9 protein-coding genes and 3 tRNA genes are annotated in these 15268 nt (G+C 51.3%); 9 read left to right on the top strand and 3 right to left on the bottom strand.

Annotated features, from left to right (window positions below; translation table 11 throughout):
- Positions 1 to 6: 6 nt before the first annotated feature.
- Genes PORAS_RS05500 through PORAS_RS05490 form a run of 3 tightly spaced genes read right to left on the bottom strand, consistent with a single transcriptional unit; the run spans position 7 to position 2386 of the window.
- The gene (locus tag PORAS_RS05500; protein ID WP_013760497.1) at positions 7 to 813 is read right to left on the bottom strand and encodes an ABC transporter permease; all 807 of its coding nucleotides are present in this window, start codon (positions 811 to 813) and stop codon (positions 7 to 9) included.
- A 7-nt stretch (positions 814 to 820) separates the two neighbouring features.
- Positions 821 to 1723 (bottom strand): ABC transporter ATP-binding protein, encoded by a 903-nt coding sequence (locus PORAS_RS05495; RefSeq protein ID WP_013760496.1) that lies wholly within the window; start codon positions 1721 to 1723, stop codon positions 821 to 823.
- A gap of 33 nt (positions 1724 to 1756) precedes the next feature.
- On the bottom strand, positions 1757 to 2386 hold the full coding sequence (locus PORAS_RS05490; protein ID WP_013760495.1) for a TetR/AcrR family transcriptional regulator: 630 nt from the start codon (positions 2384 to 2386) through the stop codon (positions 1757 to 1759).
- 457 nt (positions 2387 to 2843) lie between these two features.
- Between PORAS_RS05490 and PORAS_RS05485 the strand changes: the two genes are divergently transcribed.
- The 9 genes from PORAS_RS05485 (at position 2844) to PORAS_RS05445 (ending at position 15100) form a co-directional block, all read left to right on the top strand.
- Complete coding sequence (locus PORAS_RS05485; protein ID WP_004330831.1) at positions 2844 to 4445, top strand: CTP synthase; 1602 nt, start codon at positions 2844 to 2846, stop codon at positions 4443 to 4445.
- Between the two features lie 52 nt (positions 4446 to 4497).
- A complete protein-coding gene (gene yidC / locus PORAS_RS05480; protein ID WP_004330829.1) occupies positions 4498 to 6378 on the top strand; it encodes a membrane protein insertase YidC in 1881 nt (626 codons plus the stop codon).
- Between the two features lie 24 nt (positions 6379 to 6402).
- Positions 6403 to 8307 carry an amidophosphoribosyltransferase gene (locus PORAS_RS05475; RefSeq protein WP_013760494.1) on the top strand — a complete coding sequence of 635 codons (1905 nt, stop codon included), beginning with the start codon at positions 6403 to 6405 and terminating at the stop codon, positions 8305 to 8307.
- A 28-nt stretch (positions 8308 to 8335) separates the two neighbouring features.
- On the top strand, positions 8336 to 9442 hold the full coding sequence (gene carA / locus PORAS_RS05470; RefSeq protein ID WP_013760493.1) for a glutamine-hydrolyzing carbamoyl-phosphate synthase small subunit: 1107 nt from the start codon (positions 8336 to 8338) through the stop codon (positions 9440 to 9442).
- A gap of 21 nt (positions 9443 to 9463) precedes the next feature.
- Positions 9464 to 12688 carry a carbamoyl-phosphate synthase (glutamine-hydrolyzing) large subunit gene (gene carB, locus PORAS_RS05465; RefSeq protein ID WP_013760492.1) on the top strand — a complete coding sequence of 1075 codons (3225 nt, stop codon included), beginning with the start codon at positions 9464 to 9466 and terminating at the stop codon, positions 12686 to 12688.
- A gap of 388 nt (positions 12689 to 13076) precedes the next feature.
- Positions 13077 to 13811, top strand: a complete 735-nt coding sequence (locus PORAS_RS05460) for a tRNA1(Val) (adenine(37)-N6)-methyltransferase (RefSeq protein WP_013760491.1) — start codon at positions 13077 to 13079, stop codon at positions 13809 to 13811.
- A gap of 811 nt (positions 13812 to 14622) precedes the next feature.
- Positions 14623 to 14696: transfer RNA gene (locus tag PORAS_RS05455), tRNA-Asp, on the top strand.
- A gap of 176 nt (positions 14697 to 14872) precedes the next feature.
- Positions 14873 to 14956: transfer RNA gene (locus PORAS_RS05450), tRNA-Leu, on the top strand.
- Positions 14957 to 15013: 57 nt separating this feature from the next.
- Positions 15014 to 15100 (top strand) — tRNA-Leu (locus tag PORAS_RS05445).
- Positions 15101 to 15268: the final 168 nt, after the last annotated feature.

Raw genomic sequence — 15268 nt, 5'->3', positions numbered from 1 at the left:
GTGAGTTTAATGTTTGCCCCATAGTTGTTTCTTCTCAGGAGTAAAGCAGAGATAACCTATCACTAAGGCAATCCCCCAAGAGAGGAGGTTTACCACATCTCTCAGAGCGAAGCTTGTAAGCTCCTCCACAGGTCGTATCGAAGCTAAGTATGTAAAGGTAGCAAAGGGAAGATAGGCTCCCGAAGGTTCGTTGGTCATAAAAACAGCAAAGGCGGTCAAGAAGAATCCCAGCAGGATAGGTAGCGTGAAACTACGCGTTAGCAAGCTAACAATAAGTCCCAATGCTCCAACGCTGAGCGATGCGAGTAGAATGCGTCCCAATAGCTGTATCGAGCCAATCCAAATGGAGTAGTCTGTAAACTTGTAAGCAGGTATCAAAAGCCCAAGTAAGTATCCTCCCAAGATGAAGCCAAGCCAAGTAACTAGACACAAGATTACCGTGAGTAGCGAGAGCGAAAGGACTTTGGATAGATAGAGTTTCCACTTAACAATAGGGAGTGCAAAGAAGGTTCTGATATTATCGTTTTGAAACTCCAACTCGCATACCATATAAGATAGGATCACGATGGCTGGTGGTAGCACGAAGGATAGTAGAGGAAGTGTATAGCGAGACCAAATCATCAGCCACGGATTACCATCATAGACAATCGCCGTAGCATCTAAAAGCCCCGTCCGTCCCTTGTAAATAGCATAGAGGAGTATCAGTAGATAGAAAACTAGTGGCGATAGCAAAATCGTCACAATGCGTCTATTGCGCAGAGTCTTATAAACCTCTGCTTGTAGTATGTTGGATAGTGATATGAGAGACTTCATAGTGGCACTATTCGGTAAGGTGGATAAAAGCATTTTCAAGAGCCGAACCCCTATGCGTTACGTTGTAGATAGAGACGCCGTCTTGACTAAGTGTTGCGAGTAGGCGAGCAAATTCCTCTTCGTCCTTTACCTCAAACTCGACATGATGCGTATCACATACCCGCAGCAGTGTGAATCTAGAGTCGTATCCTAGTTGCGTCATCAGTGCGCTATCGCCCAGCTTGAGACATACGATATCGGGTTGCTTTTGGGTAAGCGCTTCGATGCCTCCTTGATAGAGTATCTTACCCTCCTTAATGATTGCGACTTGATCAGCCAACTTCTCCAGCTCCTCTAGGATATGACTAGAGAGAAAGATGGTCACCCCCTCCTCTTGATTAAGTCTAGACAAGATATTCCTAAGCTCATAGATCCCCTGAGGATCGAGTGCATTAAGAGGCTCATCGAGGATCAGCATCTCAGGACGCTTGAAGAGACACATAGCCAGGCCTAGACGTTGCTTCAGACCCGACGAGAGTGCTTGTGCCTTCTTGTCGGCATGCTCGCTGAGACTAAGGAGAGACAAGACTTCGTCCTTTCGCTCCCGTCCCATTCGAAAGATTTGGTCTAGATAGTCAAGGTTCTCAGAGACGGTGAGAAAAGGATAGTAAGAGGGGTGTTCAATCATGCCACTAGCACTGGAGCGTAGCAGTAAGGGAGAGTTCTTAAGGTTTACACCCTTAAAAAGTATCTCCCCCTCATCCAATGGGAGCAGTCCCAAGAGTAGTTTAATCGTCGTAGACTTGCCCGCTCCATTTTTACCCAAGTAGCCGAATATAGAGCCCGCAGGGATCTCTAGATCCACCCCTCGGAGTATTGGATTGCCTTGGTAACCAAAGCGCAAGCCTCTTATAGAGAGTATACTGTCCATTATCTGTTTTGGTTATTGTAGCTCCTAGCTCTTTCAGTTTATATGGTGTAGGGTGTATAGGTACTCCCATTGCTTGCGCAGTGCTGCGATAGAGAGCGTGTCAATCATCGCTCCTTCGAAAGAGAGCCCTAGGTAGAGGTGGTGAAAGGTCTCTGCGAGCATTGTCGTATCTGTGTCGGGACGTATCTCGCCTCGCTCCTTCGAGAGGTTGATCGCCTTGCTCCAAGCTTCTATCTTTTTGGCTTCGTACTCCTGCAGTTGCTCGCTCCAGGTCTCGTGATGATCTTTTAGGTACAAGATGAAGCTCATAAAGCTGGCAGAGGTGACACGCACATCGACATCCTTGAGGAAATAGGTCATCCGTCGCTCTATGAGAGCTAAGCCGGTGTCCATAAAATCCTTGAGGGGCGTCTGACTAGTCAAGTATTCCGCACCATAGTCCACCTCCTCGAGGAATGTATCGAGGAATGCATCGATGAATTGGTCAGCGACATGCTTAAACAGATCCTCCTTGCCACTGAAATGATGAAATATAGCACCTCGAGTGACCTGTGCTGCGCGCTCGATATCTGTAAAGCTGACAGCATCATATCCCTGTGCGAGGAAGAGCTTAAAGCTCTCTCTGACTATTGCCGCTTTCTTTTTAGTCTCTTTTCTTTCCATAGCGATCAGACAAATACGTACCGGTTGGTTCTTCTCTTTCTAGGCGCAATATTACAAATAAAAAACGAACTGACAAAACGTGCCCCTGTGACTCCTGTCGGGGAAACACGATATATCTTCGCTTATAAAGCAGAAAAAGATTAGAGGCTCTTCAGAAAACGACAATCTCCACGTGGAAAATTTCAAATACCCACGTGGATATAAAATATTCTCCACGTGGAGACGAAATGAAACTTCGGAGGAATCAAATGAAACTTCGGAGGAATCGTTTCTTCCCTACGTGGAGAATAAAAAATAGCCACCGAGGAATTTGGGATTTCCTCGGTGGCTATGCCATCATAAGGAGAGCGCACAGATTTATATAGAAATGGTGAGGTCGTAGTGGTCACTATTTAGTACCTTTGCACAGACTTCAGTTTTAATGGAGTATAGTACCTCTATATTATATAGCACTGTTATGACCGATACACGATACATCTTTGTGACAGGAGGCGTGGTCTCCTCGCTTGGCAAGGGCATTGTAGCCGCCAGTCTTGGTAAACTGCTTCAAGCTCGTGGATACAAGGTTACGATCCAGAAGTTTGACCCTTACATCAATATAGACCCAGGGACGCTCAATCCTTACGAGCATGGCGAGTGCTATGTGACGGAAGATGGCCATGAGGCGGATCTAGACCTGGGACACTATGAGCGCTTCCTCAATATCCGCACCTCTCGGGAGAACAACATCACCACGGGACGTATCTATCAGAGCGTGATCAATAAGGAGCGTCACGGTGACTACCTTGGTAAGACGGTGCAGGTGATCCCGCACATCACGGATGAGATCAAGCGGAGCGTACGTCGTCTAGGCATGAAGCATCACTACGACTTTGTCATCACCGAGATAGGTGGTGTGGTCGGAGACATCGAGTCACTCCCCTTCCTAGAGAGTGTACGTCAGCTCAAGTGGGAGCTCAAGAACCATTGCGTCTGCGTCCATCTGACTTATGTACCCTTTATCGCAGCGGCCAAGGAATACAAGACGAAGCCTACGCAGCACTCGGTCAAGCAGCTCCAAGAGGAGGGTATACAACCCGACATCTTGGTGCTTCGTACGGAGCATAAGCTGAGCGAAGAATTGCTAGACAAGGTGGCGCTCTTCTGTAATGTATCTAAGGAGAGTGTCTTCCAGAGTATCGATATGCCATCGATCTATGAGATACCACTACTCCTACAGGAGCAGGGTCTAGACCGTCAGGTGATCCAGCAGGCTGGTCTAGAGGTAGGCGAGACGCCTAAAATGGAGGGATGGCGCAACTTCGTTCACCGGATGAAGTCGGCGACCAAGGAGCTACATATAGCTCTCGTCGGCAAGTATGTAGAGCTGCAAGATGCCTACAAGTCTATCGATGAGGCTCTGCTCCAGAGTTGTGTGTACCATGATCGCAAGCTCAAACTAACCTCGATACATAGCGAGAGCATCACAAAGGATAATGTGGATAAGCTGCTAAGTGGCTACGATGGTGTCGTGGTGGCTCCAGGCTTTGGCTCTAGGGGTGTAGAGGGCAAGTTGATCGCCCTAGAGTATACCCGTACGCATCAGATCCCGACGCTCGGTATCTGCCTGGGTATGCAGTGCATGGCTATTGAGTTTGCCCAAAATGTACTGGGTCTAGAGGATTGCAATACGACCGAGATCAAGCCGACAGCGGCCAATAAGATTATCGATCTGATGGATGAGCAGAAGGCTATATCAGACTTAGGCGCCTCTATGCGACTAGGGGCCTATGAGTGCGAACTCAAGGAGGGCTCTAAGCTGGCAGCCGCTTATGGTAAGCTACTGATCTCGGAGAGACATAGACACCGCTATGAGTTCAATAGTCAGTACCGCGCAGCCTTTGAGGAGGCTGGCTTTAAGTGTGTAGGTACCAATCCCGAGACAGGTCTCGTCGAGGCTCTGGAGCTAGAGGGTCACCCTTGGTACATCGGTGTGCAGTACCACCCAGAGTACAGCAGTACGGTCCTGCAGCCTAGTCCGATCTTTATGGCCTTTATCTCAGCAATTAGCAATCGATAGGGGCACACTTCTCAAGCAGTTTCTTTTACACCCGACATACTCTATACTTTAGATGAATAAATCAAACCTCATAGGTATCGTTCTGATTGGCGTGGTCATCGTCGTCTACTCAGTCTTCCTACTACCTAAGCAGAAGCCTGCCTCCACACCTACCTCTACGACTGATACCACTCAGGTCCAGACAAATACAGCTGTAGCCGCTACAGAGGAGAGCCAAACGACTTCAGATGCAGTAAAGCCTGCCCCTGTTGACTCGCTCTACGCTTTTAGTCAGTTGATGAGCCAGCCGGTTAAGGAGTACACGCTACAAAATGAAAAGCTGTGCGTTACCTTCTCCACGCAAGGAGCTATGCCTGTCTCGGCTGAGCTGGCAGACTATCTGAGCTACGACAGCACACAGGTGCGACTCTTCGCTCCTGGCGACTTTATGCTCAACTTGCCTATACGGACGAACCAAAACCAAATTTTAGAGACGAAAGATCTGATCTGGCAGGCAAATCAGCCTAACGACTCAACGCTCTTGATGACGCTACCGATAGACTCATCGAGCTATCTGCGCATCATCTACACGATGCCTCACGAGGGCTATATGCTCGGTATGGCTATCGAGGCGCAGGGCTTAGGCTCGCTACTGCAGAGCAACAATGCGATACAAGATCTAGAGATGAGCCTGCGCATACCGCGGCAGGAGCGCTCTTGGAAGTTTGAGAATCAGTACTCCACTATATATTATAAGTATCCTGCAGACGATGTTGAGAAGCTGAAGGAGACCAAAATGGAGCAGGAGAAGGATGTCCGCGAGAAGATCCAGTGGGTGGCAATGAAGGATAAGTTCTTTAGCACCGTACTCATAGGTCTGGGAGATACCCGACTAGAGGGGAATAAGATGTCCTTCAAGACTGAGCCTAAGGAGACGGACTATATCAAGGTTTGTAACTATAAAGGTTCTTTTGCCATGGACATACGTGATGGGCGCAAAGCGGACTTTGCACTCTTCATGGGGCCTCTAGACTACAACATGCTCAAGGGGATGGACGCTGGTGTAGACAAAGCACAGCGACTAGACCTCAAGCGCATGATCTATGTGGGTGGCTCGCTCTTTAGATGGATCAATGTCACCCTGATTCGTCCGCTGATTGACTTCCTTCAGGGCTTTATCTCTAACTGGGGTATCATCATCCTTTTGCTGACACTCATTATCAAGCTGGTCCTCTCGCCACTTACCTTCAAGAGCTATATGTCGCAAGCTAAGATGCGTGTCTTGAAGCCGCAAGTGGAGGCGATCAATGCTAAGTATGCGGGTGATGATCAGCAGATGATGATGAAGCGGAGTCAAGCGACGATGCAGCTTTATCGCAATGCGGGAGCTAGCCCGATGAGTGGTTGCTTGCCGATGTTGCTGCAGATGCCTTTCTTGATAGCACTCTACATGTTCTTCCCGACGGCTATAGACCTACGTGGGGAGAGCTTTCTCTGGGTCAAGGACCTCTCGACCTATGACCCGATCATCTCGTGGAGCACGGACATACCCTTTATCACGGGGCTGCTGGGTGGTAACCATATCAGTCTCTTCTGCTTGCTATGGGCTGTCACCAACATCATTTACTCCCGCTATACGATGAGCATGTCCGCAGGCGCGGACAATTCGCAGATGAAGATGATGCGCTTTATGCCTTACATCATGACGATCATGTTCTTCATCTTCTTCAATAGCAATGCAGCTGGTCTGACCTACTACTACTTTATCTCTACGCTGATCACGATCTTGCAGTTTGTTGCTAGTCGACTACTGATCAATGAGGAGAAAGTGCTGGCACGTCTCGAGGAGAACCAAAGAAAGCCCAAGAAGAAGAAAGGCTTTATGGCGCGTCTCGAGCAGATGCAGAAGGAGCAAGAGAAGCTCATGCGTGAGCAAAACAAGAAGCGTCGCTAACTAAGATATAACCCCTGCGGATCTATGGAACCTCTCAAGCACGAGTGCGGGATAGCACTCATACGACTACGCAAACCCCTAGAGTACTACGCAGAGCACTATGGTACGACCCTCTACGGGTTGAACAAGCTCTACCTCCTGATGGAGAAGCAGCACAACCGCGGTCAAGATGGTGCTGGGCTGGCTGTGGTCAAGACTCAGGCACCTCCAGGTGATGAGTATATCTATCGAGAGAGAGCTCTCGGCAGTAACGCTATTACGGAGATCTTCAAGACGGTACATGAGACCATAGCCATGGCTCACGATGGTACGACGCCTACTGTAGAGCAGGCGACGCAAGCTGAGCGCTATACGCCTTTCCTCGGTGATTGCTACATGGGTCATCTACGTTACAGCACGACAGACTTGGCGGGCTTGACTTTCGTACACCCGATGATACGCCGTAGCAACTGGAGAGCGAAGTCGCTCGCCGTGTGTGGTAACTTCAACCTGACCAATGTGTCGGGTATCTTTGACGAAATCACAGCCATCGGTCAGCACCCTCGTACCTCTAGCGACACACATATTATATTAGACCAAGTGGGTCACCGTCTAGACCGTGAGGTGGAGCGTCTCTACAAGATCGCTCACGAGGAGCAGGGGCTAGAGGGGATGGATATAACGCACTTCATCGAGGACAATCTTGATCTGACCAACGTGTTGCATCGTACCAGTCCTATCTGGGATGGGGGCTTTGTGATGTGCGGTATGACGGGATCGGGAGATTCCTTCGTCCTGAGAGATCGCAACGGCATCCGCCCCGCATTCTACTACATCGATGACGAGATCATCGTCGTAGCTAGCGAGCGTCCCGTGATCCAGACGGTGATGAATGTGACCTACGACAAGGTTCTCGAGCTAAACCCTGGCGAGGCGCTCACCATAGACAACAAAGCTAATCCGAGTATCACGCAGATCCTGGAGCCTGGCGAACTGAAAGCTTGCTCCTTCGAGCGTATCTACTTCTCTCGTGGTAGTGATCGAGACATCTACCGGGAGCGTAAGATGCTAGGGCAACTCCTCACGCCAGCTATCCTCAGAGAGATAGACGGCGACTTGACTCATTCGGTCTTCTCCTTTATCCCCAACACCGCCGAGGTCGCTTACTTCGGTATGCTGGAGGGACTAAACTTAGAGCTTAACAAGCGCAAGGCGGAGCAGATCGAGCAGGTGCTGGGAACTCCCGACTTTGACGCACAACTAAAGCATATCCTCTCGCAGCGCATACGTAGTGAGAAGGTCGCCATCAAGGATATCAAGCTACGCACCTTCATCTCCGAAGGCAATACGCGCAACGACCTAGCGACGCACGTCTATGACGTCACCTACGGCTCCATCGAGCGTGGCGTGGACAACCTCGTGGTCATCGACGATAGTATCGTACGAGGCACCACGATACGTCAGAGCATCCTCACGATCCTAGACCGCTTAGGACCGCGCAAGATAGTCTTCGTCTCTAGTGCTCCACAGATTCGCTATCCCGACTACTACGGCATCGATATGCGTCACGTGGATGAGTTTATAGCCTTTAGAGCTATGATCGCACTCCTTCAGGAGCGAGGCCAGCAGCGTATGCTTGACGAGGCATACCGTGAGGCGATAGCTCTCAGGGAGCGTCCGCTCACGGAGTATGTACCCAACGTGATCAAGACTCTTTATGCGTCCTTTACGGAGGAAGAGATCTCTGCTAAGATCGCTGAGTTAGTCAAATCAGACGGCATCAAGGCAGAGGTTAGCATTGTCTACCAGACAGTCGAGACACTACACGAAGCTATCCCACATCATCCTGGCGACTGGTACTTTACGGGCGACTATCCTACGCCTGGAGGGTCCCATCTCGTCAACGATGCTTTCATTGCTTATTACGAGCAGCAGTACAATCGCAAATAGACATAGACGCTCTTTTCAACTAATAATCATGCAAACATCCACACAGCGCAAAGCTACGCTCACGCTACAAGACGGATCTACCTACACGGGCTGGCACTTCGGTGCGACTAGACAGTTGGCCGGGGAGGTAGTCTTTAATACAGCCATGAATGGTTACACCGAGTCGCTCACCGATCCCAGCTATATGGGGCAGATCTTGGTGATGACCTATCCGATGGTGGGCAACTATGGTATCCCCGCTGCTACCCGAGATGAGTACGACATCCCAAAATACTACGAGAGTGACGGCTGTCTCATGCGTGCTCTGATAGTCAATAGCTACTCGCCTGAGTACTCACACTGGAATGCGGAGCAGTCTCTAGGAGACTTCATGGCAGAGCAGGGCGTCGTGGGGATTACGGGCATCGATACACGAGCTCTGACCAAGCATCTGCGTGACCATGGTATCCAGGTCGGCACAATAACTATCGAGGGCGAGACCTCTCCCATAGAGCCTGCCATCGGAGAGCAAAACTTAGTTGCCCAAGCCTCTTGCTCCGAGCCGCGCATCTACGGATCGGGCGATTGTCATATAGCTCTGATCGACTGTGGACTCAAGGACAACATCCTTCGCTCGCTCATCGATGAGCGCTTCACCCTCCATCGCGTTCCTTGGGACTATCCTTTGGAGCAGATCGAGGGGCTGCGAGGTGTCTTCATCAGTAATGGTCCTGGCTCGCCGACTTGCTGCAAGGAGACGATCAGACAGATACAGTATGCCTTCGAGCGTCAGCTCCCCACTTACGGCATCTGCATGGGCAATCAGCTTATGGCGCTCGCCTCTGGTGCCAAGATCTATAAGATGAAGTACGGACACCACGGGCACAATCAAGCTGTCCAGTTGGTCGGCTCACCCCAGTGTCTCATCACCAGCCAGAACCACAGCTACGCTGTCAACTCAGCGACACTCCCTCAGGGATGGGAAGAGTGGTACACCAACCTCAACGACGGCACCAACGAGGGGCTAATGCACACCGACCTGCCATTTCGCTCGGTACAGTTCCACCCAGAGGCAAAGGGCGGTCCACTAGATGCGCTCAACTTCTTCTCAGACTTTCAGGACACCGTCTTGAACTACCCACAATTGTCGAAATAACCCATCAAGCTCGACCAAACCATGACTCAGCGTAAGCAATACAATAAGATACTCCTACTCGGATCTGGCGCACTCAAGATCGGAGAGGCTGGCGAATTTGACTATTCAGGCTCACAAGCTCTCAAAGCTGTCAAAGCGGAGGGTATCAAGACCGTTCTCATCAACCCCAATATCGCTACGGTACAGACCAGCGAAGGCGTTGCTGATGCGGTCTATTTCTTACCCGTCACGCCTTACTTCGTAGAGCGTGTCATAGAGCGTGAGCGTCCCGACGGCATCATGCTAGCCTTCGGTGGGCAGACAGCGCTCAATTGTGGTGTCCAGCTCTTTCAGTCGGGCGTCCTAAAGCGTTACGGCATCGATGTACTCGGCACACCCGTCGAGACCATTATGGCGACCGAAGACCGCGAGCTCTTTGTCGAGAAGCTTGACGAGATAGAGGTCAAGACGATCCAGAGCCACGCCGTCACTACGATGGCGGACGCTCTCGTCGCTGCCAACCAACTAGGCTACCCCGTCATCGTACGAGCTGCCTACGCCTTGGGAGGATTGGGTAGTGGCTTCTGTGACAATGATGAGGAGCTTAGAGTCCTTGCTGAGAAAGCTTTCGCCTTTTCCCCACAGCTACTGATCGAGAAGAGCTTGCGCGGCTGGAAAGAGATCGAGTACGAGGTGGTGCGAGATGCTTATGACAACTGCATCACCGTCTGTAATATGGAGAACTTTGATCCGCTCGGCATCCACACCGGCGAGAGTATCGTCATCGCGCCCTCACAGACCCTCTCCAACGATGAGTATCACAAGCTCCGCACGATCGCTATCAAGATCATCCGTCACCTCGGTGTCGTAGGCGAGTGCAATGTGCAGTACGCCCTCGACCCCTACAGTGAGGACTACCGCGTCATCGAGGTCAATGCGCGTCTCTCTCGCTCCTCGGCACTAGCCAGCAAAGCTACCGGCTATCCCCTCGCACACGTTGCTGCCAAGCTAGGACTAGGCTATGGACTCTTTGAGGTGCAAAATGCGGTGACAGGCTCCACGCCAGCCTTCTTCGAGCCTGCACTAGACTACTGCGTCTGCAAGATACCACGCTGGGATCTCGGTAAGTTCCATGGTGTGTCTCGTCAGCTCGGCAGTAGCATGAAGTCTGTCGGCGAGGTGATGGCTATCGGTCGCACCTTTGAGGAGGCAATCCAAAAGGGACTCCGCATGATCGGGCAGGGTATGCACGGCTTCTGCGAAAACAAAGAGCTCGTCATCCCCGACATCGATACAGCTCTGCGGGAGCCAACAGACACCCGCATTTTCGTTATCAGCAAAGCGTTCCGTCAGGGATACAGCGTGGAACAGATCCACGAGCTTACGAAGATCGACCGTTGGTTCCTCTATCGCCTCAAAGGCATCCTAGAGACCTCCGAGACACTAGGCACTTGTGACTCCATCGAGAGTCTCCCCGCCGAGCTACTACGACAAGCTAAGGAGCAAGGCTTCACCGACTTCCAGATCGCTCGTGCCGTCACCAAGGAGTACAAGAAGCCCCTACACAAAGAGGCTGACCAGGTACGCCAGCACCGCAAGAGCCTCGGCATACTACCTTATGTCAAGCAGATCGACACGCTAGCCGCCGAGGTACCTGCCGAGAGCAACTACCTCTACCTCACTTATCATGGCGAGGAGCACGACATAGCCACAGAGCAGGACGGCAAGTCGGTCATCGTGCTAGGCTCGGGAGCTTATCGTATCGGTAGCTCCGTCGAGTTCGACTGGTGCGGTGTCAATGCGCTACACACCATTCGCAAGGCGGGTCTGCGCTCTATCATGATCAACTACAATCCAGAGACCGTCAGTACAGACTTCGATATGTCAGACCGTCTCTACTTTGACGAGCTCACCTTCGAGCGCGTCATGGATATCATAGACCTAGAGGCTCCCAAGGGTGTCATCCTAGCTACGGGTGGTCAGATCCCCAACAACCTGGCACTACGTCTTGCCGCCAATGGGGTCACCATCCTAGGCACGCAAGCCGAAGATATAGACCATGCGGAGGATCGTCATAAGTTCTCCGCCATGCTAGACGAGCTAGGCATCGACCAGCCCGAGTGGAGCGAGCTCACCACCATTGAGGACATCGACCGCTTCGTGGATCGTGTGGGCTATCCCGTCTTGGTGCGTCCTAGCTACGTCCTCTCAGGAGCTGCGATGAATGTCTGCTCCAATCAGGAGGAGCTACTCCGCTTCTTGCAGCTCGCAGCCAATGTGTCTCAAGACCACCCCGTGGTCGTGTCACAGTTTGTCGAGCATGCCAAGGAGATCGAGATGGATGCCGTTGCTGACCATGGCGAGATCGTCGCCTATGCGATCAGCGAGCATATCGAGTTCGCTGGTGTCCACAGTGGCGATGCGACCATTCAGTTCCCCGCACAGAAGCTTTACGTCGAGACCGTACGACGCATCAAGCGCATCTCGCGCCAGATTGCCGAAGCACTACACATCTCAGGCCCGTTCAACATTCAGTTCCTCGCACGAGGTAACGAAATCAAAGTAATCGAGTGCAACCTCCGCGCTTCGCGTAGCTTCCCCTTCGTGAGCAAGGTGCTGCGACTCAACTTCATCGACCTAGCAACCAAGATCATGCTAGGACTGCCCTATGAGCACCCGACGAAGGATGCCTTCTCGCTAGACTATGTGGGGATCAAGGCTTCGCAGTTCTCCTTCTCCCGCTTGCAAAAGGCTGATCCCGTGCTAGGTGTCGATATGGTTTCCACGGGCGAGGTGGGTTGTATCGGTGAGGACACCGAGGAGGCTATCCTCAAGGCGATGCTCTCCGTAGGGCATCACATACCAGAGCGTGGCGTCCTCCTCTCGACAGGTGGCGCCAAGCAAAAGGCCGACCTCCTCGAGGCATCACAGCTCCTCCACAAGAAAGGCTACAAGCTCTACGCTACGGCGGGCACGCAGCACTTCCTAGAGGAGAACGGAGTCCCTGCTACGCTCGTTCACTGGCCCGACAGCACCGAGCAGCCACAAGCACTCGACCTGTTGCACCGGCATGAGGTAGACCTCGTGGTCAACATCAATAAGAACCTCTCTACGGGTGAGCTGACCAATGGCTACAAGCTACGCCGTGCAGCAATCGATCTCAACATCCCGCTGATCACCAATGCTCGCCTTGCTGCTACCTACATCAAGGCGTTCTGCACGCTCTCGCTAGAAGAACTCGAGATCAAGAGCTGGCAAGAGTACTAAGAGGTTGTAGAACAGCGAGACGAGTAACGATTTGTAGGGACGCACGGCTCGTGCGCCCGTTGTATCAAAACGAGACGAGTAATGATGATACGTGTAACCCTTTGTAGGGACGCACGGATAGTGTTTAGTGGGAGGGCGTCCGTTGTATCAAAGCGAGACGAGTAATGATGACACGTGTAACCCTTTGTAGGGACGCACGGATAGTGTTTAGTGGGAGGGCGTCCGTTGTCGAACGATCTTAATGATGTAACCTTTAACGGGGACGGACGCACGAGCCGTGCGTCCCTACATATCGTTACACGTCAAGTGTCTCCGTTGTATCAAAACGTAACGAGTAACCCGATTTGCAGAATTGAGAAGAGCTAACAGCCAACAGCCAAAAAAAACTATGGACAAGCCCTTCTGCATGCGACACTACGCTCTCATGCAGGGGGCTTGTGCTATGCGTATCTCTACCGATGCGCTCTTCCTCGGAGCGTGGGCTAGGACGGCTCACACGGCCAGCCAAGTCTTAGACGTGGGAACAGGCACTGGCATCCTATCACTGATGCTCGCGCAGACCTATCCCAGCGCCATGGTCACCGCCATCGACATCGATGACGAAGCGGTCCGAACCGCTCAGGACAACTTCTCACGATCTCCCTACGGCGATCGGCTCACGGCACTGTCGTGTGACATCACCGCGCCTGAGCTAGCTTTGCCGCCCCGTACCTACGATCTCATCATCTCCAATCCCCCTTACTACGACGGACTCCAGCCCGCTACTGCACCGCTCCGCCAGGCGCGCCACACGGAAGAGGGCTTTGCGCCACACCTGCTCTTTCGTTACCTAGAGGCATTCGTGGCGCCTGAGCCAACGCTCTGCCTCGTCACGCCCGTCGAGGCGTTGCCTCTCTTGCGTCGGGAAGCGGTGCTGCATCGCTACAACCTCACACGTCTCTGCGGGCTGCACCACCACGTAGGGCAGCCCGCCATACGACTCCTGACGCAGTGGCACCGCTCCGCGACACCTCCACCACCCTGTCGCTCCGAAAGTTTAGCCATACGCACCGCGCAGCAGCACTACACAGCCGAGGCGCAAGACCTCCTGCACCCATACTTACTCGACGAGTACCTTACGTAAGGAACTCGTTAGCCCCAGACCTTACTCTGGTCAGTATCACGTATCCCCCCGTACTTATGTGGACAACTTTTGATCTTAAGATTCGTCCCCACATGAGCCACAACTCGTTTCGGAATATATTTGACACAGTGCTCTGCTCGGTCTACACGTTGGTGCGTTGAGCTATTCTGAGATTGTTGCAACAGTCGACAGGCTTTCTCCATGCAAACAAAATTGTCCTGACTTTTATCAGACACCAGTAGATCTTTTTGTCAGCTTCTCTTTGCGTTGAACTATATCCACGTGGGGATTTTGAAATATCCACGTGGAAAATAAAAATTCTCCACGTGGATATGAAATGAAACTTCGGAGGAATCAAATGAAACTTCGGAGGAAATGATTCGTCCCTACGTGGAGATTTCTTTTTCTTCACCTGGGAATTTTGAAATATCCACGTGGACGTCTCTAATTTCAGTTTATGAGGCGACAAAAGCACCGCCAATAAAATCTTTCTATCACAAGAATAGATGTTTCATCACCACAGGGTCAATCGATAAAAGTCTATTTAACAGAGATCTAAGTCGCAAAGATAGCGTACGCTCTTATCACGGTCGTAACTTACGGAGTAGAAATTGACGAGGAAGCAGTTGTTAGTTTCAAAAATTGTCGTACCTTTGTCACCGCTAAGGAGCAGAGGAGCGTTGCTCTCACTTTCTATACCTAGGCTAGTGAGCCTATTTTGAAAGGTCTCATTTGGAGCTTCGCAAAAAAGATCACCTCAGCTATTGCAGTGTTGATATTTTTTTGTACCTTTGCAGAGCAAAACAACCGAGGTGCGGTAGTTCAGCTGGTTAGAATACCTGCCTGTCACGCAGGGGGTCACGGGTTCGAGTCCCGTCCGCACCGCTCTGATTCCTCATACGAGGTCACAACTTCTTGACAAGATGGTCAGCAAGTGTGACGGAGTAAGAGGATTCTTAGTCTTAAGGAGGTAGCGATCTCCTGATTACAGCACTCTTTTTAGACTCCCCATTACTACTATGGAGAGTTTATTATATGTACACAGGTAGTCACTGCTACAAGCCCAAGTGGCGGAACTGGTAGACGCGCTAGTTTCAGGTACTAGTAAACGCAAGTTTGTGCAGGTTCGATTCCTGTCTTGGGCACCTAAGATTACTTTAGGCGTAGTAGTTGCTGTAAGAGACTATAATAATATATTGTATGCGCAGGTGGTGGAATTGGTAGACACGCTACTTTGAGGGGGTAGTGCCAGCAATGGTGTGTGAGTTCGACTCTCATCCTGCGTACCACGAGAGAGACCTATTGGATGACCTTATGCAGATGAGGCTTCAGTAGGTCTCTCTCTTTTTACCCTACCTTTGCCTACATCATTGGGTCAATTTGTCCTATCCGCTTTCTCGTCTGTCTATTTAGTCTATCGACGACATGAAGCGAGTTGATACCAGCTGTATTCCTTG

Origin of the sequence: Porphyromonas asaccharolytica DSM 20707, from assembly GCF_000212375.1 — a bacterium.
In the GTDB taxonomy this organism is placed as follows: Bacteria; Bacteroidota; Bacteroidia; order Bacteroidales; family Porphyromonadaceae; genus Porphyromonas; species Porphyromonas asaccharolytica.
The sequence above is the reverse complement of the archived record's forward strand: the minus strand, read 5'-3'. Positions and strand labels throughout refer to the sequence as shown.